Source organism: Parerythrobacter aestuarii (genome assembly GCF_030140925.1).
GTDB lineage: Bacteria > Pseudomonadota > Alphaproteobacteria > Sphingomonadales > Sphingomonadaceae > Parerythrobacter > Parerythrobacter aestuarii.
In genome coordinates, this window is record NZ_JARBWD010000001.1 from 340,522 (window position 1) to 365,614 (window position 25,093).

Below are 25,093 nucleotides of genomic sequence, written 5' to 3' on the forward strand. Positions count from 1 at the left end.
GTCTCACTTACCCCTAGGGAAACTTACTAGGTCAGGCTTGGCAATTTTCTCGCCATTGTCGGGCTAGGCATTCCTTCGGCAACGATGGGAATACCGTATGGCTACCGCTCAGTTCGCCCCCGATGGAGGGCCCCAGTACCATGATGCAACCGCTTCGGTCGAACAGCGCGCCGCGCCGCGGTATACGCTGCTCCTGCGGCAAGCCCGGTTGCATTGCCGCACCGGTGAGTTCCTGTGCGTTATCCGTGATGTTTCGGAGACCGGGCTCAGCATCCGGACATTCCACCCGCTCCCGCCCGACCACCGCATGGCAATCGAGCTGGTTGAGAAGCGTCCACACCTGATCGAGAAGGTGTGGGAGAAGGAAGGGGAAGCCGGCTTTCGTTTCAAGGACGCAGTGAGCCTGGACGAGCTCTTGGCCGACGATGCCCGTTTCCCCCGCCGCCAGTTCCGGATCGAAATCGACTATCCGGTCGAGATGTGCGCCGACGGTGTCATTAGCCGGGCGAGTTTCACCAACCTGTCGCAACAGGGTGCCTGCCTGCGATGCGATCGGCTCCTCGCGCGTGACCAGTTGTTGAGCCTGCGCTCACCGATGCTGCCCGGCATTGAGGCAAAGGTGCGCTGGCGGCGCGACAATATCCACGGGCTGGTGTTCGAACAGACCTTCAGTTTCCGCGATTTCGCTAACCTGGTGGCGCGGATCCAGAGCGTTGCCTGATTGCCTGCAGGCACACTCCATTTGTAGGCCGGTGTTTTTGAGGGCGGTGTTAACACCTCCCTAACCATTTTCCTTCACTCCCCAGTCACGCGTCAAGCACGCAACAGATCAATACCTGGTTGTCTTGGGGGCAAGAATGAACACCGCCACTTCTCGTGAACTGAATGTAGACGTCGCCATTGTCGGGGCCGGTCCCGCAGGCCTGACCGCCGGCTACCTGCTGACCAAGGCGGGCAAGACTGTCGCCATTATTGAGAAAGACGAGACCTATGTCGGCGGCATCAGCCGCACGGTCGAACACGAGGGCTATCGCTTCGACATCGGCGGGCACCGCTTCTTCTCTAAGAGCCAGCAGGTCGTCGACCTGTGGAACGAGATCCTGCCCGACGATTTCATCCAGCGCCCTCGCATGAGCCGCATCTATTACGAAGGCAAGTTCTACAGCTACCCGCTGCGCGCCTTCGAAGCGCTGTCGAACCTCGGCATCCTGCGCTCTACCGCATGCATGGTGAGCTACCTTTGGTACAAGGCGTTCCCGATCAAGAATGTGAAGAGCTTCGAGGATTGGACCACTAACCAGTTCGGCCAGAAGCTCTATTCGATCTTCTTCAAGACTTACACCGAGAAGGTGTGGGGCATGCCCTGCAACGAAATGAGCGCCGACTGGGCCGCCCAGCGCATCAAGGGCCTGAGCCTGTGGAGCGCCGTGGTCGACGGCCTCAAGCGTTCGCTCGGCCTCAACAAGAAGCCCAATGACGGCATGGAAACCAAGACCCTGCTCGAAACCTTCCGCTATCCGCGGCAGGGCCCGGGCATGATGTGGGAAGCCGCGCGCGACAAGATCGTCGCCACCGGCAAGGGCCAGGTGATTATGGGCTATGGCCTCGAACAGCTCGCTTCGGATGGTGAAGGCGGCTGGCGCATGTCGGCCACCAACAAGGACGGCGAGAAGATCGTCGTCAAGGCAGGCCACGCCATCAGCTCGGCACCGATGCGCGAGCTCGGCGCACGCCTGCACCCGCTACCCGAAACCAGCTGGAACGGTACCAAGCTCAAGTATCGCGACTTCCTGACGGTCGCGCTGATGGTCGAAGGCGAAGACCTGTTCCCCGACAACTGGATCTACATCCACGACAGCAAGGTGCAGGTCGGACGCGTGCAGAACTTCCGCAGCTGGTCGCCGGAGATGATCCCGGACGAGAAAATGGCCTGTGTCGGGCTCGAGTACTTCTGCTTCGAAGGCGACGGGCTGTGGGATATGGCCGATGCCGACCTTGTCGATCTCGCCACCACCGAAATGAAGACGCTCGGCCTCGTCGATCCGAAGAAGGTCAAGAGCGGCGCTGTCGTGCGGCAGGAGAAAGCCTACCCCGTCTATGACGAGGAATATGCCGCCAACGTGGCGGCGATGCGCGGCGAGCTGGAGCATAAGTACGAGACGCTGCACCTTGTCGGTCGCAACGGCATGCATCGCTACAACAACCAGGATCACGCCATGATGACGGCGATGCTGACGGTCGAGAACATCCTCGCCGGCGAGCGCGTCTACGACATCTGGTGTGTCAATGAAGACGCCGAGTACCACGAGGCAGGCGACGAAGGTGCCGAAAAGGCGCTGCCGGCCCGCGAGGCGGTGACAGAAGATCAGGCAGCTGCGCTGAACTCCATGCGCGATGTGCCGGAGCGGATTGTTGCTGGAGACGACTCGGATGGCGAAGACCGCCGCGTTGCATAAATCGGGGGCCAGAGGGGGAGTATTGTCGATGATGGCACTCGTCCATCGGCTCAAGGACATCGTGCTGGTGCGCTACCTGCTCGCCAGCGTCGGGGCCCTGGCCGTCGATCTCGGCAGTTTCCTCGCCCTGCTTTCAGCCGGTACGCCTGCCGTTATCGCGTCGGCGATCGGCTATACACTGGGCATACTTGCGCATTGGCTGCTTTCCAGCCGGACGGTGTTTACCGGGCGCGTGGCCGAACGCGGTATCGCGCGGACCAAGCAGAAAGCAATGTTCGTGATCTCAGCCCTGGCCGGTCTTGCCCTGACCACCGCGATTGTCGGGGGCGGCGACCTTGCCGGGATTGATCCGCGTATCGCCAAGCTGGTAGCCGTAGGTGCAAGTTTCGCCCTGACCTGGCTCCTGCGCAGCAAGGTCGTGTTCCGCCACGGGGAATAATTCGATGCCCGGCACTGATGAAGACCGGCGCTTGCGCGAGGGCGAGTATCCGCTGCGCCGCATCCTGCTGGTGTGGCTGGCGGTCTCGGCCCTGCTGGTCCTGACCGCGCTGCAAAGCATCGCCACCCGCCGCTTTCCCGACCCCGACGATGTCTTGCGGCTGGTACAGGTGCGCGACTTGCTGGCCGGACAAGGCTGGTTTGACCTCAACCAGTACCGCCTCGACCCCGCCAACCCGGTGCCGATGCACTGGTCGCGGCTCATCGACCTGCCGCTGGTCGCGGTCATTGGCGGACTGACGCCATTGCTGGGCCAGCCGCTGGCCGAACAGGTCGGAACTGTGCTGGTTCCGCTGCTGACCCTGCTGGCGGCCATGCTGTTCGCAGGGCGGATGGCGTGGCGGATGTTCGATGTCGAGACCGCCGGGCTCGCCTGCCTGACGATCGGCTTCCTGCCGCTGCTGGTGTTCCAGTTCCAGCCGCTCAGGATCGACCACCACGGCTGGCAGATCTGCGCTGTCATAGCCGCGATGTGGGCGATCAACGCGCGACACGGCTGGAAGGGCGGCGCACTCGCCGGCCTCGCTATCGGCGCGGGGATCACCATTTCGCTGGAGCTCATCCCCATTGCCGCGCTTTTCGGGGGCGTGCTCGCGCTGCGCTGGCTGCGCGATGCCCAAGGGCGGTTCTGGCTGGTCGGTTACCTGCAGGCGCTGGCTGCCACGCTGGCTGTGCTGTTTGCCGCCACGCGCGGCTTTGACGACCTGACGCCCTATTGCGACGCGATGACACTGCCGCATGTCGGCTTCTTCGCCGTCGTTGCCGCCGGGGTGACCGTGCTGGCCTATGCACCGCGCCTGCCTTGGCCCGCCACCTTGGCGGGCCTGGGCCTCGCCGGCATGGCCGGGGTCGCGGTGTTCGGCCTGGCCTCGCCCGATTGCCTACGCACGCCGTTCGGCGCACTCGATCCACTGGTCCGCGACTACTGGTACGCCAATGTCCTCGAAGGCCGCCCGATCTGGGACCAGTCGGCGCTGGTCTATCCGCAATTGCTGCAGATCGTTGTCGGCCTTGCTGTCGGTATCCACCTGTGGCGCGGTGCCCGCGACTGGAAGCGAAGTTGGTGGGGAGACTACCTGCTGGTTTTCGTCGGGACCTTTGTGCTTGGCTTGCTGGTCTGGCGCTCGATGGCTTTCGCTTCGATCCTTGCGGCCCTGCCACTGGGTTATGTCCTCAAGCGCGGACTGGAGGCATTCCGCACGCTGGAGAAGCCGGTCCAACGCATGGGAGTGGCGCTGGGCATGCTGCTGGTGCTGGTGCCGTCCACGCCCTATCTCGCGATCCAGCGCTTGCTCGCTTCGTCCGGTGGCAGCGACGCCGGGGGCATGTCCATCTCCAGCTGCGACCTGTTCGACAGCGCCGACAAGCTCGGTACGCTGCCGCAAGGCACGATCTTCGCCCCACTCGATATCGGTCCGGCGATCCTGCAGCGTTCGCCGCATGCGGTGGTCGCGACTGGGCATCACCGGGCGGAAAAGGCCATGCGCGACGTGATCCTTGGCTATACTGGCACGCCGGATCTGGCGCATGACCTCGTGCGCAAGCATGGTGCCCAATATGTCGTGATGTGCACCGACCTGGTCGAGCCGGAGATCTATGTCACGCAGGGGGTCAAGGGCAGCTTCGCCTACCGGCTGCGCGACGGGACTGCGCCGGATTGGCTCGAGCCGGTCGATCTCGGCACGCCGGAGACCTTTCGCGTCTGGCAGGTCAAGAACTAGGCCGGAATGAAGTCCAGCGCTACGCCGTTGATGCAGTGCCGATTGCCGGTCGGCTTCGGCCCATCGCTGAAGATATGGCCCAAATGTCCGCCGCAATCGGCGCAGTGCACTTCCGTGCGCGGATAGCCGAGCTTGTAGTCGGTCGATGTACCGACCGCCCCGCGCTCGATCGGTTGCCAGAAGCTGGGCCAGCCGGTGCCCGAATCATACTTGTGGCGCGAGGAATAGAGCCGGTTATTGCAACCGGCGCAGACGAAGGTTCCGGCACGTTTCTCCTTGTCCAGCGGGGAGGAATAGGCCCGCTCGGTCCCGGCTTCGCGCAGGATCCAGAATTCCTGTTTCGACAGCTCCTTGCGCCACTGCGCTTCGCTCTTTCGGATGGGAAAGCTCTTGGCTTCGACTGGATCGGCCCCGCAGGCCGTCAGCGCACCAAAGGACGCTCCAGCTCCCAGCCAGCCGAGCATCTGGCGGCGGTTCGGGTTAGTGATCATGGCGTGCTCCGTCATTCGGATAAGATTGCTCTCACCCGATAATACGAAGCGGCGGGCCAAAAGGTTTCAGCCCGCCTGCGCCAAAAACATCAGAATTCGGTGATCTCGACTTCGAGCTTGCGGAAGCCGTGGACGAAGTTCGCCCGCACCCGCTCGATATCGCCCGCGACATGCACCCGCATGCGGCGCTTGTGAAGCTCTTCCAGCAGCACGCGCAGCTGCAGTTCGGCCAGCCGTGCACCCACGCAGCGGTGGATGCCATAGCCGAAAGCGATGTGGCGGCGGGCGTTCTCGCGCTCGATGTCGAGCTTGTCGGGGTTCTCGAACACTTCCTCGTCGCGGTTGGCCGAGATGTACCACAGCACGACCTTGTCACCCTTCTTGATGGTCTGGCCGAACACTTCGGTGTCTTCGGTGCAGGTCCGGCGCATGTGTGCAAGCGGGGTCTGCATGCGCAGGATTTCCTGCACCGCGTTGGGGATCAGCTCGGGCTTCTGCTCGAACAGCTTGCGCTGGTCGGGGTTCTTGTCGAGCTGGTAGATGATCCCGCTCATGGAATTGCGGGTGGTGTCGTTGCCGCCGACGATCAGCAGCACAAGGTTGCCCATGAATTCCTGCGGGCTCATCTGGTTCATCGCCGGCGAATGGATCATCATCGAGATGAGGTCGTCGCCCGGCTCCTTGTCATGCGTGCGCTCGATCCACAGCGACTGGAAATAGGCACCCATTTCTTCAAGAATGCCCCAGCGCATTTCGTCGAGTTCGCGCACGGTGGCGAGCTCGGTATCGCCCGACCAGTCCGACCAGTAGGTCAGCAGACGGCGGTCTTCCCACGGGAAGCCGAACAGGATGGCGAGCATGCCGGTGGTGAGTTCGATCGAAACCTTGTCGACCCAGTCGAATACTTCGCCGCGCGGCAGCGTGTCGAGCAGTTCGCCGGTGCGCTGGCGGATTTCGCCTTCCATCTCGGCCATGCCGGAAGGGGTGAACTTGGGCGCGACAGTGCGTCGCTGGCCGGTGTGCTGCGGTCGGTCCATGGCGATGAACATCGGCAGTTCGCGCCGTTCCCGGCCCATTTCCTCAAGCTGCTCGTCATCGAGCCGGTTGAGGATGGTGATCCCGCCGTGCTCCCAGCTGGAAGAGAAAGTCTCGGGCAGTGCTTCGATATGCTGGATCGCCTTGTGGCCGACCACTGCCCAATAGGGGCCGAACGGGCTGTCTTCGATATAGTGCAGCGGCCCGGCCTCGCGCATCTCCTTGAAGATCGGCTGCCAGGTGTTGTTGTAATAGATGTCGCTCCGACTCACGTCCCACTTGTCGGGGTGCTCCAGCCGGTCTTCCGGATGCTCCTTGAGGTGCTCCTTCAGCGCTTCATAGGCCGTGGGGGAACGGCGGCATTCCGGGCGTTTCGGGGCAAGGGTGGCCATGGCTGTCTCTCCTGTCGCGGGCGAATCTCCGGGCCGCCCGTCTTGGTGCGCTATCCTGACGTTATTGACAGCAGTGTCAATAGTAGGTTTCGTTTCGCGACCTATTCTTGCTGTGAGGCTACCACTGGCGTGGGCCTGCAACAATGCTGTCGTTTTCAGGCCGCCGCTGCTTTGCCCCGTCCGAACAGGCCGCGCTTCTTCGCCTTCCCGCCAGGGCCGGATTGCATCACGCGCTTGCGGAACAGCGTTGCGCCGACGCGAACGAAGATAGTGACGGCGAATGCTTGCCAAGCCAGCGCCACCAGGTGCTGCATGATCCCTTCCTGCATCGCCGCGCGGGCGAGCATGGCGAAAGGCGAGCTGAACGGGAAGATTACTGCGCCCCATTCGAAGGCCGAGCCCTGGTCCGCGACGGCAAAGCTGGCGGCGAAGAACACGATCAGCTGCAGCATGGTGGCCGGCATCGACAGGGTCTGCACTTCGCGCACGGTCTTCGCCTGCGAGCCGATGGTCAGGAAGACCGAGCCCAACAGCAGGTAGGCCATGGCGAAATAGGCGATGCCGAGGGCGATGAAGAGCGGCCAGCCGACCGCCGGCTCGGGCAGTTGTTCGAGGCTCACCCCGCCCCCGAGCATGACCAGCCCGATCGCGCTGGCCCACACCGCGATGCCGACAAAGGATACGCCGAGCATGGCGAACAGCTTACCGAAGAACACCGCATCCATCGGGATCGACGCAGCGAGGATCTCGATGATCTTGTTGGCTTTCTCTTCGACGAGGTTGGACAGCACCATGCCGGCGAGCAGCATGGTGAGCAGGAACAGCAGCATCTGGCCCGCCTGCGCGGTCAGCACACGGGCCGATCGTTCGCTGGCCCCGCTGGTGACGACCGTCGACGTAGCGATCTCAGGGAACTGGCTCGGTGCATTGCCCATGGCCGTTGCCGCGAGCAGCGCGGCCCGGCCACGCATGCGCTCGAGTTGGTCTTCCGGCGCAGTCAGCACTGGCTGCTCCAGCGAGCCGGACAGCACGGCAGCAATATTGCCGCGTCGCTCGGCCAGGATGCTGGCCGGGTCGGTCGTAAGCGGGTCGTCGAGCGTCACCAGAGGCGGAAGGCTTTGACCCAGTTGCCCTCCCAGCGCGCGGTGCGCTGATACCATGGCGTCACGTTCGGCAGGCGCCATCAGCACGGCGAGTTCCGGGTTGGCGACTTCCTGCTTGACCTGGCTACCGATCCCCCCGGCGAGCGCGCCGACCACGATCGGGAACAGCGGACCGAGCAGGAAAAACAGGAAGGCGCGGCTCAGCAGGATGGCAAAGAAATCGCGCCGAGCGACGACCAGCGCGGCGGCCATCAGCGACAGGCGCGAATTGGGTGTGGCTTCAGGGCTCATCGGGCGTCTCCCGCATTGTCCGCTTCGAGCGCGCGGGCAGCGGCTTCCCCGGCGATATGGACGAAGGCATCGTGCAGCCCGGCGCGCTCGATGGAGAGCGAGAGGATGCCCGCTTCGCCTTCGATCAGCGCGCGCAGCAGCGGCTCGATGCCGCTTTCGGGCAGCGAGAAGTTCCAGAAGTCGCCGACCTGGCGGGCGTCCGCGGGAAGCGCGGCGCGCCACTGGCCATCGCGCGCCTTGGTTTCCAGCCGCACTTGCGCCGGGATCCGGTCACGCGCCACTTCGACGCTGCCGGCATAGGGCACCTTGCCCCCGGCAATGATGGCGACATCGTCGCACAGCCGCTCGGCATGGTGGATGACATGGGTCGAGAAGATCACTGTCGTGCCGTTGTCGGCCAGGCGGCGGATCAGCTGCTCGAGCTTGCCCTGGTTGATCGCGTCGAGCCCGCTGAAAGGTTCGTCAAACACCACCAGTTTCGGGTCGTGCACCAGCGTGCCGAGCAACTGGACGGTCTGCGCCATGCCTTTCGAGAGCTGGCGGATCTGCTTGTCGATGGCGTGGCCGAGCCCGTGCCCTTCGAGCAATTCCTTGCCCTTTTCCCGCGCGTCGTGGAGCTTCATCCCGCGCAGCGCGCCCATGAACCCGATCGCTTCATAGCTCTTCATCGACGGGTAGAGCCCGCGTTCCTCGGGCAGATATCCGATCAGGCGACCGATCTCGTGCGGGCGATCATGCCCGAACACCCGGCGCACGCCTTCGTCGGGGTCGATGATGCCCAGCAGCATTCGCAGCGTGGTGGTCTTGCCCGCGCCATTGGGGCCGAGGATGCCGTAGATCGCGCCTGCGGGGACAGAAATATCGACCCCGTCGACCGCGAGCTGGCCGTCGAACCGCTTGACGAGACCCCTTGCCTCAATCGCGAGCGGGCGCGTCTCGCCAGCGCCGGATTGATCCCCGAAGTGATTCATGCCGGATGCAAACCCATCATTGCCCGCGAGAGGGGCTTCGCTTAGCGCAATATCCATGCCGGCGCGTTAACCGCCGCCAGTGAACGGGAGCGACCATAAGCGTGGTTAACGCCGCTGCAACCAATGACCTGAAAGCGCGGCTCGTCGCCAAGGCGAAGGAGCTGGGCTTCGTCGCGGTCGGCGTGGCTCCGGCCGAGACTGATCCCGAGCGGGCCCGGCGGTTGCATGACTGGATTGCTGCAGGCCATCACGGCTCGATGGGCTGGATGGAAGACCGCGCCGATGTGCGCGAAGGCCCGCATTCGATGTGGCCCGAAGCGAAGAGCGTGATTGCGCTGGGCATGGCCTATACGCCCGAGCATGATCCGCTGGCGCTGGAGGAGCATCCCGACAAGGCGCGGATTTCAGTCTACGCGCAGGGCCGCGATTATCACGACACGGTCAAGAAAGCGCTCAAGGCGCTGGCCCGCTGGCTGGTCGAACAGGAACCCGAAACAGAGCTCAAGGTGTTCGTCGATACCGCCCCGGTGATGGAGAAGCCGTTGGGCGAAGCGGCCGGGATCGGCTGGCAAGGCAAGCACACCAATCTCGTCAGCCGCGAGCATGGTAGCTGGCTGTTCCTTGGTTGTATCTATTGTACCCTCGATCTGGCGCCGGATGCGCCGCATCCGGACCGCTGCGGGAGCTGCAATGCGTGCCAGGCGGCGTGCCCGACCGATGCTTTCCCAGCGCCCTACCAGCTCGATGCGAGGCGCTGCATTTCCTACCTCACCATCGAGCATTCAGGCCCGATTCCCGAGGAATTCCGAGGCCCTATCGGCAACCGTATCTACGGCTGCGACGATTGCCTGGCGGTCTGCCCGTGGAACAAGTTTGCCGATGCTGCCGCCCGTCACAAGGCCTTCGCCCCGCGCGAGGAATTGGTTGCACCGCCGCTGGCAGACTTCCTGGAACTCGACGATGCCGGGTTCCGGACACTGTTTACCGCCTCCCCGATCAAGCGGATCGGGCGAAACCGGTTCGTGCGTAATTGCCTGATTGCAGCGGGAAATTCGGGTGACGCCGAGCTGCGCGCACCAGTCGAACGCCTGCGCGCCGATCCCGATCCGGTGGTGGCCGAAGCCGCCGAATGGGCTGCCGCCCGCCTCGGCTAGCCCTTTTTTTTCACCTGTTCGCGCAGTTCCGCGCCATGTTCGTCGAGCAGCGGTGCATGCCCTGTAAGCTCATGTTTCCAATCGGAAAACGTGCTGGGCTCGCGCATCTCGACCACTCCGCCTTCGCTGGGATGCGTGGTGCGCTGGATGAAGCCTGTGTCCGCCAGATGCGGGTCGTCGATCACTTCGGTAAAATGGCTCACCTTCATTGCCGGGATGCTGTTGTCGCGGCAGATTTTCTCCAGCTCCGCCACGGTGAAATTGGGGCTCAACTCCATCGCCCGCTCCTGCAGCGCGGCCTGGTTGAAGAACAGCCCGCGCCGGTCGGCAAATCGTTCGTCGCGGGTGAATTCTTCGTCGCCCAGCAGCACCACAAGGTCCCGGAATCCTTCCAGTCGCGAGGGTGCAATGGCGACGTGACCGTCCTTCGCTGCAAACGGCTTCTGCAAAGGATCGAGCTGGCGCACGAACCCCGGCGGGCCCTTGGGCGGATCGAAGGTCAGCCCGCCCATATGCTCTTTCATCATGAAGCTGGTGAAGAGTTCAAACATCGGAATTTCAATATGTTGGCCGCGCCCGGTGCGCAGGCGGTGGATCACCGCCGCCATGATGGCGTAGGCCCCGTGCAGGCCGGACACCTTGTCCGCCACCAGCGACGGCAGGAAGCGCGGCGTGGGATCGCCATCGACTTCGCTCAGTAGCGTGACAGTCCCGGTCGCGGCCTGGATGGTATCATCAAACGCCTGCAACCCGGCATAGCGTCCGCCCGAGCCGTAACCGACACAATGCGCATAGATGATCTCTGGTGCGATTTCCCGCACCGCGTCATAGCCGAAACCGAGCTTCTCGATGGAGGCGCCGCGGATATTGTGGACCATGACATCGGCATCGGCCAGCAGGCTGCGCAGGACCTCGGGGTCCTCTTCCTGCTTCAGGTCGAGCACGATCGACTTCTTGCCCCGGTTGAGCGCGATATGCGTCGCGCTCATCCCGCGATTGACGGCGTATTTGCTGGTGTGCCGCTGGTTGTCGCCGCCCGGGTTCTCGACCTTGATCACTTCGGCCCCGAAATCGGCGAGGATTTGCGTGCAATAGGGGCCGAACACCATGCTGGTGAGATCGACGACTTTGATGCCTTCGAGCATCGGCTTGCCATCAGCGGGGGCGATCATAGCATTTCCTTGAGCTGTTTCTCCGCATCGGCCAGTTCTTCCGGGTCGATCATGCTGCGCGCTTCGACCAGCTTGCGGCCCTGGACATAGTCCTTGGTGCGGTTGACACAATCGAGCGCGATCACCCGGCCATCCTTGAGGTAGACGACGGAGAACGAGCGCTCGCCCGGATCGCCGCGCAGCACGGTGTGATCGTAGCCCATCGAAATGCCAACGGTCTGAAGCCTGAGATCATACTGGTTGGACCAGAACCATGGGGTCGCCGCATAGGGCTTGGGATCGCCGGTGATGGATAGCGCCGCGGTGGTCGCCATGTCATTGGCGTTCTGGACCGATTCCAGGCGGATAACCGCGCCGTCGGCAAAGCCATTGGCGTGCGCCGCGCAGTCACCGATGGCGTAGACGTCTTCCAGCGAGGTGCGGCAGAACTCGTCGACATCGACGCCGTTGGAGCCCGAAGCGCCGGCAGCGATCAACGGGCCGATCGACGGGACGATACCGATCCCGACGATGACGAGATCCGCGGGCAGCACTTCGCCGCCCTCCAGCCGAACGCCGGTGACCTTGGAGCCATCCCCTTCGAGCGCTTCCACCATGGCTCCGAGCCGGATATCGACCCCGGCCTCGCGGTGAACGTCCTGGTAAAAGGTCGACAGCTCCTCCCCGGCCACGCGGGACAGCACGCGCTCGAGTGCTTCGAGGACGGTGACTTCGCAGCCGAGCTTGCGCAGGACGGCCGCCGCTTCGAGCCCGATGTAGCCGCCGCCGATCACAACGGCCCGCTTCGCACCGGCGTCGAGTTCGGCCATCAGCCGGTCGACATCGGGCTTGTTGCGGATGGCATGAACCCCCGCCAAGTCTGCTCCCGGGCAGGACAGCCTCCGCGGGTCGCCGCCGGCGGCCCAGACCAGCGTACCGTAGGTCATGGCTGCGTCGTCGGCGAAAGCGAGGCTATGCGCCGCCGGATCGATCGCGACGACGGCGCGGCCCAGCTGCAAGTCGATTCCCTTGTCGGCCCAGAAAGCCTCTGGACGGATCATGATCCGCTCGAACGGCTTGTCGCGGGCGAGATACTCCTTCGACAGCGGCGGGCGTTCGTAGGGCGGGTCTTTCTCCCGCGTCAGCAGTGCTATGCTGCCCTCGAAGCCTTTCTGCCGCAGCGCAATGGCAGCCTGCGCGCCGCCGTGCCCCGCTCCGACGATTACGATATCCGCATGGTCCATTGCTGCCGCATGGGGCGGGCAGCGCCTGATCGTCAAGCGTTTAGCGCGACAGCACGTTGCGGGCCTGGCTAGCGATTTGCGCAAGCATGGCTGGGGCCACCGGAGTGTGCGCCTGCGCCCGCGTGATCATCGCGCGGAACTGGCGAATGGCCGGCTTGTTGTCCTCGATCCAGGCTTCGACCACCTTGGCGGGGTTCTCTTTCATCCCCTTGCGCCGGGCGATCCGCTCGAGGAAATCGAGCCGCATCTGCTGGAAATCGCGCGCGAGGCCTGCAACGAGCAGGCGCTCCCAGACATCCGACGGGTTCATCAGCGCCGCCGTGCCCTGCGCCCAGGTCAGGCCAAGCTCGGCCCCGAGCATGGTGAAGGCGCAGGTCAGCTTGGGTGGGTCGATTTCGGCAAAGCCGGAGAGCTTGGCGAGGCCGACCGATCCATCGAGATCGAACAGGTGGGTGATGCGCTTGCCGATCTTGTCGGGGAGGCCGCCTTCGGCGAATTCCTTGCGCAAGCGCTCGGACAGGGCGCGGCTTTCATCGGCCAGCAATGTTGCCGTACCTTCGGACAGGATCTTCACACCTGCACCCAGCTCTTCGACCACCTTGCTCGGCTTCTTGAAACCGGCGCATTCGCGCAGCAGGTCGGCCATCTGGATGCGCATGGCAACGGCAGCCTTGTCGAAGGCGAGGATGCGGGTCTGCTCGGGCATCTTCGCCGCGTCGATATCCTCCCAGATGGTGTGGACGTCGAACAATCGCTCGGCCGCGACGAAGGCAGTGGCGACTTCTGCCAGCCCTACGCCTTCCTCTTCCGCCAATTCGAACGGATGGACGAGGCCCAGCCGGTTGACGATGCGGTTCGAAAGATCAGTGGCGATGATCTCGCGCCGCAGCCGGTGATCGGCGATCTCGGCCTTGAATTTCGCGCGCATCGGGGCGGGGAAATATTCGCTCAAGTTGCGCTCGAGCGTCGGGTCATCGGGCAGCTCGCTGGCTTCGATCGCATCCTGCAGCGCCAGCTTGGCATAGGACAGCAGCACGGCCAGCTCGGGCCGGGCGAGGCCGACGCCATCGGCGGCGCGGCGGGTGAGCGTCTCGTTGTCGGCGAGACCTTCGGTGCGGCGATCGAGATAGCCCATGTCCTCGAGCGTGTCGGAAACCCTGAGCAGCGAGGCGGTGGCTTCGCAGCCGCCATATTCAGCGATCGACAGCGCCAGCGCCTGCAGGCGGTTGTCTTCCAGCACGATGTCGGAGACTTCGTCGGTCATCTCCGCCAGCAGGTTGACGCGCTTTTTCTCCGACAGTCGGCCCGAGCGCCGCGCGGCCGCGAGCGCGATCTTGATGTTGACTTCGTTGTCCGAGCAATCGACCCCGGCCGAATTGTCGATGAAGTCGGTGTTGATGCGGCCGCCGGCGAGCGCGAATTCGATCCGCCCCGCCTGCGTGACGCCCAAATTGGCACCTTCACCAATCACCTTGACGCGCAAGTCACGGCCATCGACGCGCATGGAATCGTTGGCCGGATCGCCGACCTGGATGTTGTTTTCACGCTCGGCCTTCACATAGGTGCCGATGCCGCCGAACCACAGCAGGTCGACCGGGGCCTTGAGGATGGCGGTGATCAGCGCTTCGGGCTCGATGACCGCGTCTTCGATGCCCAGCACATTGCGCGCCGGCTTGGAGAGCTTGATGCTCTTGGCGTCGCGCGAATAGACCCCGCCACCCTTGCTGATCAGCGAAGCGTCGTAGTCCTCCCAGCTCGAACGCGGCAGGTCGAACATGCGCTTGCGCTCTTTCCAGCTCTTCGCCGGATCGGGATCGGGATCGATGAAGATGTGGCGGTGGTCAAAAGCGGCGACCAGCTTGATCGCTTTCGACAGCAGCATGCCATTGCCGAAGACGTCGCCCGACATGTCGCCGCAGCCAACGACCTGCACCGGCTCGGTCTGCACATCGGTGCCCATCTCGAGGAAGTGCCGCTGCACGCTGACCCACGCGCCCTTGGCGGTGATGCCCATGGCCTTGTGGTCATAGCCGTTGGAGCCGCCGCTGGCGAAAGCGTCGTCGAGCCAGAAGTCCTGCGACTGGGCAATGCCATTGGCCACGTCCGAGAACTTGGCCGTGCCCTTGTCGGCGGCGACCACGAAATAGGGGTCTTCCCCGTCGCGGATGGTGACGCTCTCAGGGTGCACGATCTTGCCGTTGGCGATGTTGTCGGTGACCGACAGCAGCGTACGGATGAAGACCTCGTAGCTGGCCTGCCCTTCGGCGGCCCATCCATCGCGGTCGCGGGCGGGATCGGGCAGTTGTTTGGGATAGAACCCGCCCTTGGCACCCGAGGGAACAATAACCGCGTTCTTGACCTTCTGCGCCTTCATCAGGCCGAGGATTTCGGTGCGGAAGTCGTCGCGCCGGTCGGACCAGCGCAGCCCGCCGCGGGCGACCGGGCCAGACCGCAGGTGGATGCCCTCGACACGGCGCGAATAGACGAATATCTCACGCCACGGCACCGGCTTGGGCAAGTTGGGGACGAGCGCGGATTCGATCTTGAAGGCCAGCGCTTCCTGTCCGGCCGGGGCAAAGGCATTGGTGCGCAGGATCGCGTCGATGACCGCGCGGTATAGCCGCAACAGGCGGTCATCGTTGATAGCGGCGACCTTGGCGAGACCGCTCTTGATCCGCGTGACGGCGTCGCTTTCGGATTCAGCGCGATTGCCGCCAAATTTCGGATCGTGCCGCGCAATAAACAGCGCGATCAATGCTTTGGTCACTTCGGGCGCGCGGGCCAGTGCATCGACCACTGTGTAAATCGTGAAGCTGACCCCGGTTTGGCGCAGGTAGCGATAGAAGGCTCGCAGCCATTCTGCTTCCCGCGCGGCCAGCCCTGTCGAAACCACCAGCCGGTTGAAGGGGTCGTCTTCTGCCTCGGCGTTGAGCACGGCAGAGATCGCCAGTTCGATACTGGCAGCTTGCCCGAGGATGCTGGCCTGGGCTGCCCCGTCTGGCAGGCTCAGGGTAAAGTCATGGACTGTTCCGAGCGTGCCCTTGGCGAGCGGCGCCGGCACTTCTGCCATGACGCGGAAACCGAAATTCTCGAGCGCCGGGACTGCATCGGAAAGGGGCAATGCCCCTTCATGCTGGTAGACCTTGAGCCGCAGTTGATCAGACGGGTCGGTGTCTATGCGATAGAGCCGGGCATCGCGGTGCGCCGCAGTTTCGCTCTCATCGCCCGAATGGCTCGCCAGTTTGCGAATCCGGTCAATGTCCATCGCCGCTTCGGCCGGGCCATAGCCGGTGCGATAGAAGGCCGGGAAAGCCTCGGCATAGCGAGCGGCCAGGGCGGCGGCGCGACCGGCCTCGATGGTTTTCGCCAGTTCACCTTCGACCGCTTCGCCCCAACCGCGCAGCATGTCCTGGAACTTGTCCTCCAGCGCATCTTCGTCGAACGCGGACTGCGATTCGCGAAAGTCGAGCACGAAGCGGATCATCGCCAGCGCCCCGCCTTCGACTTCAAGGCTCCAGTCGAGCAGGCTGGAACCGGTGTCTTCCTCCAACATGGCCTGGATCCGTCGCCGCAAGTCAGTCGAGATCAAGTCGCGCGGCAACCAGGCGAAGGCGAACAGGTGGCGCGCCAGCGGTGCTTTGACAATGGCGAGGCGTGGCCGCGGGCGGTCGACAAGGCTCATCATGGTGGTCGCAAGCCGGGTGATATCTTCCTGCTTGAAACCGATGATGAGGTCGTGCGGCAGCGCGGTCATGGCATGGACCAGCGCCTTGCCGGCGTGACCCGCCGGGTTGAAGTCGAATGCCTCCATCAGCTCGCTGAGCTGAGTGCGCAGGCGCGGGACATGGTGCGGCTTTGTTGCCAACGCGGCGCTGGTCCACACCCCGGCATGGACCGACAGCGCATCGACCTTGTTGCCGTTCATGCGCGGTACGATGAACAGGTCGAGCGGCACGCGGCGATGAACATTTGAGACGCGGTTGGCCTTGACGATCAGCGGCAGCTGGCGCTCGCCTGGTTTGGCCTTGTCGAACCATTCGAACGCGCGGTCATACGACGCGTCGGCAAGGATCTGCCTAGCGCTCTTGCGGCAGATGCCCTGGACATCTTCGACAGTGCCATCGCGCTTGCGGGTCACATGGCCCAGCTGGGTCAGCATGTTGTCGTTGAACCAGCGCAACAGTTCGGCTCCCTCGGCGTCGACAGCGGCCACGGCTTCGGCATCGGCGGCCATTAGCGCCTGCGCCTTGGGCCAGTCATCGACCGCCGCTTTCACGTCGGTCAGCGTCGCCTTGAGCGCTTGCTCCAGCTCGCGGCGCTGGCGGGCATCGACGCGTTCAGTCTCGAGGTAGATCAGGGATTCGGCGGGCTCGCCCGATGCCTTTCCCGGGAAGTCGAGGATATTGCGGGCCTCGTCGCGGCTGACCCGCAAGACGGGATGGACCAGTCGGTCGATGGAAAGGCCATGGGCTGCGATGGTCGCCGCTACCGAGTCGACCAGGAACGGCATGTCGTCATTGTTTAGCGAGATCCGCAAGAATCGCTTCTCGCCCAGCGCCGATTGCAGTGTCACCGCCGCTTCGCCTGCCTTGCGCTGCGCCGCCGTCGCCAGCATGAACCGCGCCGCCTCTTCGAGCTCGCCCTTGGCGAAGGGATCGTCCCCCGGCAGCAGTACGTCCCTGAGTTTCTTCGTCAGGGTCTTGAGGAGTTTGGAATCGACGGCCTGTGCCGCAGCGTCGTCTTTGGTGCTCATCCTGCGAGCGCTCCTTTACTGAGCTATCGCTACGCCGCGGCGCTTATATGATTGCCGTCTTGCGCAGTATTATTTCGCCGTTACGCCTTTGCCCGAGTCGCCGCAAGCTCCTGCGTGGAAGGGTTTACACTTATTCTGCAGACACCTGTTCGAGTGCCTCCATGGTCCATTCCAACGAGCGGCAGCGCGCCGCCGGATCGAATGTCGAACCCGCTACGATGATCTCATCGGCCTGCGTTCGCTCGATGAACGCGGCGATCCTTTCTCGCACGGTGACCGGGGAACCCACCGCAGCGGCTTGCTCGAGGTGCGCGAGCATGGCCTGCGCAGGAGCAGGGAGGCTGGCGCGATAGTCTCTGATCGGCGGCGGCAACTTGCCCGGCTGGCCGGTACGCAGCCGCACGAAGGCCTGCGCCTGGCTGGACGCAAGATAATGCGCTTCGTCGTCGCTTTCGGCGCAAATTACCTGCATTGCCGCCATTACATGCGGGCCATCCAAGGCTTCGGACGGCTGGAAATCCCGGCGATATATCTCCAGCGCTTCGTCGAGGTGGTCGGGCGCGAAATGCGAGGCGAAGGCATAGGGCAGGCCGAGCTTGGCGGCGAGCTTTGCGCCGAACAGGCTCGAGCCAAGCATCCACAGCTCGACATCGGCGCCAAGGCCTGGAGTCGCCTTGATCGGCAGCTCGACATCCCCGATCAGCAGCGCACGCAGCTCGATGACGTCCTGCGGAAAATATTCCGAGGCTGCGCGCAAGTCCTTGCGCAGGGCTCTCTGCAGTTCCGGCCCGGCACCGGGCGCGCGGCCCAGGCCGAGATCGATCCGCCCGGGGAACAGTGCATCGAGCGTGCCGAACTGCTCGGCGATCTGGAACGGGGTGTGGTTGGGCAGCATGATGCCGCCCGCGCCGATGCGGATGGTGCTGGTGGCGCTGCCAATATGCCCGATCACCACCGAGGTCGCGCCGCCGGCGATGCCGTCCATAGCGTGATGCTCGGCTATCCAGAACCGCTTGTACCCGGCTCGCTCGGCGGCCTGTGCCAGCTCGCTGGTAGCGGTAAAGGCTTCGGAGAGCGTGCCGCCTTCGCGCACCGGTACCAGGTCGAGGACGGACAGCGCGGTCATGAAAACTCTCCGACAATATCAAGCAGGCGTGCGATGTCTTCGTTACGTGACAGGCGGTGATCGCCGTCCTTGACCAGTGTCACGACCACATCGTCTGAGGCGAGCTTGTCGGCCAGCTGCAAGCTGATCTGCCACGGCACGTCGGTATCGCGCTGGCCATGGAGCAACCGCACGGGGCAGGCCAGCGGTATCGCCTTGTCCAACTGGCGGTGGCTCTCGGCATCGGCCCAGAACCTGGCATGGGTCGGCATTGGGTCATAGCCATAGTCGCTGTCTTCGTAGACCGTTTCCCCGGCGCGCAGCCGCGCCTTCTGGTCTTCATCGAAGCCCCAATCGGAAAAGTCCGGCGCGCTGGCGATCCCGATCAATCCGGCCAGCCGCGGACCGAGCGCGGCACCGACCAACAGGTTGAGCCAGCCACCCATCGAAGAACCGATCAGCACGGCTGCCCCGTCAACCACTGAATCGATCAACGCGAGAACTTCATCGCGCCAGGCGCTCAGAGTTCCATCAGCGAAATCGCCATCGCTTTGCCCGCAGCCGGAATAGTCGAGCAGTAGGCAGGCGCGCCCTTGCGCCCGGGCCCAATCGAATAGCGCCGTCGCCTTGCCGCCGTCCATGTCGGACATATATCCCGGCAGGAAAACCAGCGTAGGGCCGCTCCCCGCCGTGTGGCGATGGGCGATCCGAACGCCGTCGGGCATTGTATGGAACTGGATGTCGCTCATTGCCAGGCGTCATGCCCGCATCGGGGCGAGTCTGGCAAGTTCAGTAGGCGGCGGGCAGCACCAGTTCCTCAAAGGCCTCTTCGCATTGCGCCTTGGCGCAGCCGCCCAGCGCCAGCGCCAGCAATGCCAGGGTGAGAAACCGTGTCATTCTTCCGCCTCCCTTTGGAAGATGTCCTCGATAGCCAGCGCGAATACATCGGCAATCCTGAACGCCAGTGGAAGCGACGGGTCGTAGCGACCGGTTTCGATGGCGTTGACGCTCTGGCGAGAGACGCCGAGCCGCTCGGCCAGATCCTGCTGGCTCCAGTCGCGCTCGGCGCGCAGGACTTTTAGGCGGTTCTTCATACCGCCCCCCAAGCGCCGTACTGGATACGATTGAACACCGCGCCGACAGCTAGGCCGAGGAACCACGTTACCGCCCACCAATAAGCGGGAACATGCGGCACGATGTCAGCGCTTTCGAGAAAGCCCCAGATCGTGGCAATGCTGAGCGCGAAACCGGTCGCCACCAGTGATTGCCGGACGATGAGCATGCGCAGGAACTCGTCCTGCTCTTCGACGATAAGCCTGCCGATGGCCCAGAAGACACCAATGACCGCCAACCCGGGTAGCAAGGCGACGCCCAACCTCAGTGCGGGGTCGGGCTCACCTCCTTTGAGGGTAAAGGTCATGAGGCCGATAGCGACGAGATAGACCGACGAGGATATCGCGACGCGCTTGATGTATCGTTTCTGTGCTTCGCCCTTGCCCATGCAGGCTGCGCCGCCTGCATCGCTGCGACGACTGGCCGAAACCAGGAGCGGGGCGAGCAGGACGGTCGGAGCAAGCATGAGGATGATGGCTGCAGCGCCTTCGATCGCACCGCTCATAGACAGGCCGGCAGCGAGGCCATAGCCGCCCAGCATCAGTCCGGCCCAAAAGCCCGGCCCGCGCCCCAGGACGCCCGGTCTTGCGGTATCGCTCATGCCGCGTCTCGCTTGCCGGCCAGGCGGCACACCTTCCGCGGTTGGATCGTGGCCCATATCAGTGCGGGCAAGGTGATAACCAGTACCTGCAACTGCTTGTCAGACGCTACACCGGAATACGCGAGCCCCGCGACAAGCGCGACGAAGGCCAAGGAGAGGATGGCGGCGAGTTTGATTTTCGATTCGGTCATTTCAAGCTCCCTTTGCTTTATGGAAAGGGTGTTTGACATGATTCGAGCTCATTGTCAACGACACTTTACAAAAAGGATGGGTCGCTTTCCGTTTACAATATGCGGCTTGCCGCTGTCATCCTTCGAGCGCATGGATGCAGCCGGACGAGGAGAGCACCATGATTCCCACAGAACCCGCTGTTGCCAGCCCCGGCGTTCTCGATCGCCGTCGCTTGCTCAAGGGATTGGGGCTCGGTGCCGGCCTTGCCGCGGCTCCGCTTTCCGCTCAGCTCGGCCAGCACGGCTTCACTCATGGCATTGCCAGCGGCGAGCCTTCCTCGAATTCGGTCCTGCTGTGGACGCGCTATGTTTCGGACCAACCGGCAACGGTCTTGTGGGAGATGAAGGAGGCCGCGACGGGACGCGTGGTCGCAGGCGGTGAGATAGAAGCGCATCCCGATCGCGATTGGTGCGTGAAGCCTGTCGCCAGTGGTCTCGAACCGGCAACCTGGTACCTCTACCGATTCCGCGACGTGCAAGGGAATGTCTCAGCCGAAGGGCGGACGCGTACTTTGCCCGAAGGTGAGACAGATCGCTTCAGCATGGCGGTATTCTCGTGTTCCAACATGGGTTTCGGCTGGTTCAACGCCTATCGCCATGCCGCCGATGCCGACGAATTCGACCTGGTCGTGCACACCGGCGATTATTTCTACGAATACCAGCCCGGCAATTACCCGTCTGCCGAGGAGGCCGTACTGGGTCGTGTGCTCAATCCGGAGCACGAAATAGTCAGCCTCGCCGATTATCGCATGCGCCACGCGATATATCGGCAAGATCCCGACCTGCAGCGACTGACCCAGCTCTATCCGATGATCATGGTCTGGGACGACCACGAGACCGCCAACGATAGCTATTCCGACGGTGCCGAGAACCACCAGCCGGCAAGCGAGGGTGAGTGGTCGGTACGCAAGGGCGTCGCGATGCGGGCCTATCGCGAATGGCTGCCGGTCAGCGACGACAACTGGGCCAGCTATGAGATCGGCGATCTCGCGTCGATCTTCCGGCTCGAGACCAGGCTGACTGCCCGTTCCAAACAGTTCAGCATTGCCGATGTGCTCAAGGGGAAGAACTCCCCTGAAGAGGCCATGCAAGCCCTGCTTGCCTTCAAGCATGGCGATTATCTCGATCCTTCACGTAGCATGATGGGTGCGGAGCAGGAGCGATGGCTTGCGACAGGCTTGCGGGCTTCACGTGCGGCCGGCAAGCCATGGCAAGTGCTGGCCCAACAGGTTCTGATGGGATCTTCGCGCGCGCCGTCGGCCATTGCCGATGCCATGAATGACAGCGTTCCCGATTTCGCCCGCCGGCGGATCATGGCTGCCATCATGGCAAGCAAGGCAGGAATCCCGTTCAACATGGATGCGTGGGACGGTTATCCGGCAGCGCGCGAGCGGCTGTTCCAGTCCTCGCTTGAGGCCGATGCAAACCTCCTTGTCCTTGCAGGTGATACGCATAACGCATGGGCGTTCGAACTGGACCATGGGGGTGCGCGGGTCGGCGTCGAATTCGGCGGGCAAAGCGTGACCTCGCCCGGCGCGGAGGGCTATCTTTCAGCCGTAGCGCCAGAACGGTTCGCAAAGGGCATTGTCGAAGAGAACCCCCAACTCAAATGGGCAGACACCGCACAGCGCGGCTATATGGCGGTGGAACTGACCCCGGCGCGGGCGACGAGCGAGTATCGTTTCCTGGAAACCATCCGACACCGCAGCACGCAGCTTGCCGGAACGAAGCGGATTTCCTCTTCGGCAGGCAGTCGCACGCTCGAGCTTGGTTGATCCTTTACGCTTTGCCGCTATATCGCAGGCCATGGCCAAGCTGATCGCCACGACCACACCCACCACTACCCCCGGGTTCCGGGGGCGGTCGGTCGTGGGTTGAACCCGACTGGCTGCCGCCCGGGATCGGGCGGCATGCGGCGCAGCTTCCCGATAAATTCCTGCGAACATCACCGCCGCCCCTTTCAGCGCGCGCCTGCTTGTGCAAAAGGCCCGCGCAAAGCAGACGGACTGAATATGATGACGGAACTTCTCAAGATCAGCCTGCCCGATGGCTCGGTGCGCGAAATGGAACGCGGTTCGACGCCGGCCGATGTGGCCGCAGCGATCGGCCCGGGCCTTGCCAAGGCAGCACTCGCCGCGCGCGTCGATGGCGAAGTGCGCGACTTGAACCGCCCCTTCGAAGGCGATGCCGAGCTGGCGCTGATCACGTCGCGGGATGAAGCAGAAGCGCTGGAGCTGGCGCGGCACGACTATGCCCATGTGCTGGCCGAAGCGGTGCAGGCGCTCTGGCCAGGCACGCAAATCACCTTCGGCCCGGCGACCGACGACGGCTTTTATTATGACGTCAAGGCTCCCGAGGACCGCGATCCCTTCTCGATGGACGACCTTCCGGCGATCGAAGAGAAGATGCGCGAGATCATCACGGCCGACAAGCCGCTGCGCCGCGAAGTCTGGAGCCGCCAGCAGCTGATCGACAAGTGGACCGCTGAAGGCGAGACCTTCAAGGCCGAGTGGGCCCAGGAGCTGCCCGAGGATGAGGAACTGACGGTCTACTGGTCGGGTGACGACTGGCTCGACATGTGCCGCGGCCCGCACCTGGCCTCGACCGGCAAGCTCGACCCGCAGGCGTTCAAGCTGATGCGCGTCGCCGGGGCCTATTGGCGTGGCGACCAGAAGAACGCGCAGCTTACCCGCATCTATGGCACCGGCTGGCTCAACAAGAAGCAGCTCAACGCGCACCTCATGCGACTGGAAGAGGCTGCCAAGCGCGATCACCGCAAGCTGGGCCGCGAGATGGACCTGTTCCACTTGCAGGAAGAAGCGCACGGCTCGGTTTTCTGGCACCCGCAGGGCTACAAGATCTGGCGCGAGCTGGAGAGCTACATGCGCCGCAAGATGGACGGCGCGGGCTATCGCGAGATCAAGACGCCGCAAGTGATGGACGCGCGCCAGTGGGAGAAATCCGGCCACTGGGGCAAGTATCGCGAAAACATGTTCGTCATCCCCGACGAGATCCCCAACACCGAGGATGACGGCGACCTGGTGTCGAAGGATGCCGACTGGATGGCCTTGAAGCCGATGAACTGCCCGGCGCATGTGCTGGTGTTCAAGCAGGGCATCACTTCCTATCGCGACCTGCCGATCCGGCTTGGCGAGATGGGCTGCTGCCACCGCAACGAGCCGCATGGCGCGCTGCACGGCCTGATGCGGGTGCGCCAGTTCACGCAGGACGATGCGCACATCTTCTGCACCGAAAGCCAGGTGGTGAGCGAAGTGCGCGCTTTCATCGAGCTCGCCCACCGCATCTACAAGGACTTCGGCTTCACCTATGCCATCAAGCTGGCGCTGCGGCCCGAGCAACGCTTCGGCAGCGACGAGGACTGGGACAAGGCCGAGCAGGAACTGCGCGACGCCGTGGCCGAGGCCGGCATGGCCAATGACGACTACGGCTGGGAAGAGCTGCCGGGTGAAGGCGCGTTCTATGCCCCCAAACTCGAATGGCACCTGACCGATGCGATCGGCCGCACCTGGCAGGTCGGCACGATCCAGGGCGACCGCGTGATGCCCGAACGGCTCGATGCGACTTACATCGGCGAGGATGGCGAGAAGCACCGACCGGTCATGCTCCACCGCGCGATCTTCGGTAGCTACGAGCGCTTCATCGGCATACTGATCGAGCATTTCGCCGGTCGCCTGCCGGTATGGCTGGCGCCGACCCAGGCGGTGGTGGCGACGATCGTTTCGGACGCCGACGATTATGCGAACGAGGCGGTTGCCAAGCTCAAGGCCGCGGGCATTCGCGTCGAGAGCGACCTGCGCAACGAGAAGATCAACTTCAAGGTGCGCGAGCATTCGGTCGCCAAGGTCCCGCACCTGCTGGTGGTCGGCAAGCGCGAGGCCGAGGAAGGCACGGTGGCGGTCCGCACGCTGGGCGAGAAAGAACAGCAGGTGACGAGCTTGGACGAGGCGATTGACATGCTCAAGACTGCCGCGACCGCACCGGACCTCGCCTGAGGTGGAGCTGTTCGCCAGCTATAGCTGGATCCAGATTGCTGTCGCAGTAGCGGCGACATTGGGGGCGGCGTTTATTCGCGGACTGACGGGGTTCGGCTTCGGCATATTGCTGGTGCCGATCCTCGCGCTAGCGCTCACACCGGTTGAGGCGGTGCTGGCGCTCAACGTGATGGCGGGCCTGCTTGCGCTCATTGAAATCCGTTTCGTACTGCGGGAAGCAGAGCGTTCGGCGCTGACCATCAGCGCGCTGCTGGTGCTCACGACGCTTCCCGGGCTGCTATTGCTGCATGCGCTGCCTGCCCCGGTGGGGCGATTGCTGATTGCTCTCGTAGCGCTGTCGGCCTTCTTCGCGATCCTGCTGCCGCGCCGGCCCGGTCATGTTCCGGGGAAGGTGGCTACCGGCTTTGTCGGACTTTCGGCGGGAATCCTGACCGGCTTTGCGGCCATGCCGGGCCCGCCGGTAGTGCCTTATTACGTCGGGCGCGACATCCCGCGCGTCACTGCAAAGGCATCGATGATCGGTATCTTCGGCGTGGCTTCGCTCGCGGGGATTACGTCTGGTGCGGTGTCGGGCTTGCTTGAATGGAAAATCCTGGCGCTTGGGCTGACGCTCTTCCCGCTCGTTGTCTTGGGCAACTGGATCGGTTCGCATGCCTTCGGCAAGGTCAGTGATCCGCTTTGGCGCGGTTTTGTCGGTGTCGTCCTGGGTACAGCCGCGCTCGCCGCGCTGCTCAAACTCGTCTAGCGAGCCCGGCGCACGCCGGGACGTTC

Annotated in this window: 20 protein-coding genes; 8 read left to right on the forward strand and 12 right to left on the reverse strand. The window is 63.7% G+C overall.

The features are described 5' to 3' along the window. Positions 1-97: 97 nt before the first annotated feature. The 4 genes from QPW08_RS01780 to QPW08_RS01795 all read left to right on the forward strand — a co-directional run bounded on the left by QPW08_RS01780 (position 98) and on the right by QPW08_RS01795 (position 4,675). Positions 98-721: a PilZ domain-containing protein gene (locus tag QPW08_RS01780; protein ID WP_284124011.1), complete on the forward strand. Its 624-nt coding sequence runs from the start codon at positions 98-100 to the stop codon at positions 719-721. A gap of 136 nt (positions 722-857) precedes the next feature. Beyond that, entirely contained in the window at positions 858-2,456 is a 1,599-nt protein-coding gene (locus tag QPW08_RS01785) for an NAD(P)/FAD-dependent oxidoreductase (protein WP_284124012.1), read from the forward strand. A gap of 28 nt (positions 2,457-2,484) precedes the next feature. Further along, entirely contained in the window at positions 2,485-2,895 is a 411-nt protein-coding gene (locus tag QPW08_RS01790) for a GtrA family protein (RefSeq protein ID WP_284124013.1), read from the forward strand. Between the two features lie 4 nt (positions 2,896-2,899). Continuing rightward, on the forward strand, positions 2,900-4,675 hold the full coding sequence (locus QPW08_RS01795) for a hypothetical protein (protein WP_284124014.1): 1,776 nt from the start codon (positions 2,900-2,902) through the stop codon (positions 4,673-4,675). Here QPW08_RS01795 and msrB read toward each other — a convergent pair. The 4 genes from msrB to QPW08_RS01815 all read right to left on the reverse strand — a co-directional run bounded on the left by msrB (position 4,672) and on the right by QPW08_RS01815 (position 8,958). After that, the gene (gene msrB, locus QPW08_RS01800; protein ID WP_284124016.1) at positions 4,672-5,166 is read right to left on the reverse strand and encodes a peptide-methionine (R)-S-oxide reductase MsrB; all 495 of its coding nucleotides are present in this window, start codon (positions 5,164-5,166) and stop codon (positions 4,672-4,674) included. The genes QPW08_RS01795 and msrB overlap by 4 nt on opposite strands. Before the next feature lie 89 nt (positions 5,167-5,255). Then, complete coding sequence (locus tag QPW08_RS01805) at positions 5,256-6,593, reverse strand: cytochrome P450 (protein ID WP_284124017.1); 1,338 nt, start codon at positions 6,591-6,593, stop codon at positions 5,256-5,258. Between the two features lie 155 nt (positions 6,594-6,748). After that, positions 6,749-7,987 (reverse strand): ABC transporter permease, encoded by a 1,239-nt coding sequence (locus tag QPW08_RS01810; RefSeq protein WP_284124019.1) that lies wholly within the window; start codon positions 7,985-7,987, stop codon positions 6,749-6,751. After that, positions 7,984-8,958 (reverse strand): ABC transporter ATP-binding protein, encoded by a 975-nt coding sequence (locus QPW08_RS01815; protein ID WP_284124020.1) that lies wholly within the window; start codon positions 8,956-8,958, stop codon positions 7,984-7,986. The genes QPW08_RS01810 and QPW08_RS01815 overlap by 4 nt, the downstream gene beginning before the upstream one ends. A 101-nt stretch (positions 8,959-9,059) precedes the next feature. On the opposite strand from QPW08_RS01815, the gene queG reads away from it, so the two are divergent. Further along, positions 9,060-10,112 (forward strand): tRNA epoxyqueuosine(34) reductase QueG, encoded by a 1,053-nt coding sequence (gene queG, locus QPW08_RS01820; protein ID WP_284124021.1) that lies wholly within the window; start codon positions 9,060-9,062, stop codon positions 10,110-10,112. Here the strand turns inward: queG and QPW08_RS01825 are convergent. From QPW08_RS01825 to QPW08_RS01860, 8 genes are all read right to left on the reverse strand, one after another. After that, positions 10,109-11,284, reverse strand: a complete 1,176-nt coding sequence (locus tag QPW08_RS01825) for a CaiB/BaiF CoA transferase family protein (RefSeq protein WP_284124022.1) — start codon at positions 11,282-11,284, stop codon at positions 10,109-10,111. The two genes, queG and QPW08_RS01825, sit on opposite strands and share 4 nt — an antisense overlap. Further along, positions 11,281-12,507: an NAD(P)/FAD-dependent oxidoreductase gene (locus QPW08_RS01830; protein WP_284124024.1), complete on the reverse strand. Its 1,227-nt coding sequence runs from the start codon at positions 12,505-12,507 to the stop codon at positions 11,281-11,283. Before QPW08_RS01830 ends, QPW08_RS01825 begins: the two co-directional genes overlap by 4 nt. A 40-nt stretch (positions 12,508-12,547) precedes the next feature. Further along, positions 12,548-17,260 (reverse strand): NAD-glutamate dehydrogenase domain-containing protein, encoded by a 4,713-nt coding sequence (locus QPW08_RS01835; protein WP_284124025.1) that lies wholly within the window; start codon positions 17,258-17,260, stop codon positions 12,548-12,550. A gap of 130 nt (positions 17,261-17,390) precedes the next feature. Further along, entirely contained in the window at positions 17,391-18,386 is a 996-nt protein-coding gene (locus QPW08_RS01840) for an LLM class flavin-dependent oxidoreductase (RefSeq protein ID WP_284124026.1), read from the reverse strand. Beyond that, the gene (locus QPW08_RS01845; RefSeq protein WP_284124027.1) at positions 18,383-19,114 is read right to left on the reverse strand and encodes an alpha/beta fold hydrolase; all 732 of its coding nucleotides are present in this window, start codon (positions 19,112-19,114) and stop codon (positions 18,383-18,385) included. The genes QPW08_RS01840 and QPW08_RS01845 overlap by 4 nt, the downstream gene beginning before the upstream one ends. 144 nt (positions 19,115-19,258) lie before the next feature. Next, positions 19,259-19,459 carry a helix-turn-helix transcriptional regulator gene (locus QPW08_RS01850; RefSeq protein ID WP_284124028.1) on the reverse strand — a complete coding sequence of 67 codons (201 nt, stop codon included), beginning with the start codon at positions 19,457-19,459 and terminating at the stop codon, positions 19,259-19,261. Next, positions 19,456-20,079, reverse strand: a complete 624-nt coding sequence (locus QPW08_RS01855) for a hypothetical protein (protein WP_284124029.1) — start codon at positions 20,077-20,079, stop codon at positions 19,456-19,458. Before QPW08_RS01855 ends, QPW08_RS01850 begins: the two co-directional genes overlap by 4 nt. Next, positions 20,076-20,270 carry a hypothetical protein gene (locus QPW08_RS01860; protein ID WP_284124030.1) on the reverse strand — a complete coding sequence of 65 codons (195 nt, stop codon included), beginning with the start codon at positions 20,268-20,270 and terminating at the stop codon, positions 20,076-20,078. Before QPW08_RS01860 ends, QPW08_RS01855 begins: the two co-directional genes overlap by 4 nt. A gap of 158 nt (positions 20,271-20,428) precedes the next feature. On the opposite strand from QPW08_RS01860, the gene QPW08_RS01865 reads away from it, so the two are divergent. From QPW08_RS01865 to QPW08_RS01875, 3 genes are all read left to right on the forward strand, one after another. Next, complete coding sequence (locus tag QPW08_RS01865) at positions 20,429-22,084, forward strand: alkaline phosphatase D family protein (RefSeq protein ID WP_284124031.1); 1,656 nt, start codon at positions 20,429-20,431, stop codon at positions 22,082-22,084. A gap of 240 nt (positions 22,085-22,324) precedes the next feature. After that, entirely contained in the window at positions 22,325-24,322 is a 1,998-nt protein-coding gene (thrS, locus tag QPW08_RS01870; protein ID WP_284126272.1) for a threonine--tRNA ligase, read from the forward strand. A 1-nt stretch (position 24,323) separates the two neighbouring features. Beyond that, complete coding sequence (locus QPW08_RS01875) at positions 24,324-25,067, forward strand: sulfite exporter TauE/SafE family protein (protein ID WP_284124032.1); 744 nt, start codon at positions 24,324-24,326, stop codon at positions 25,065-25,067. Positions 25,068-25,093 lie beyond the last annotated feature (26 nt).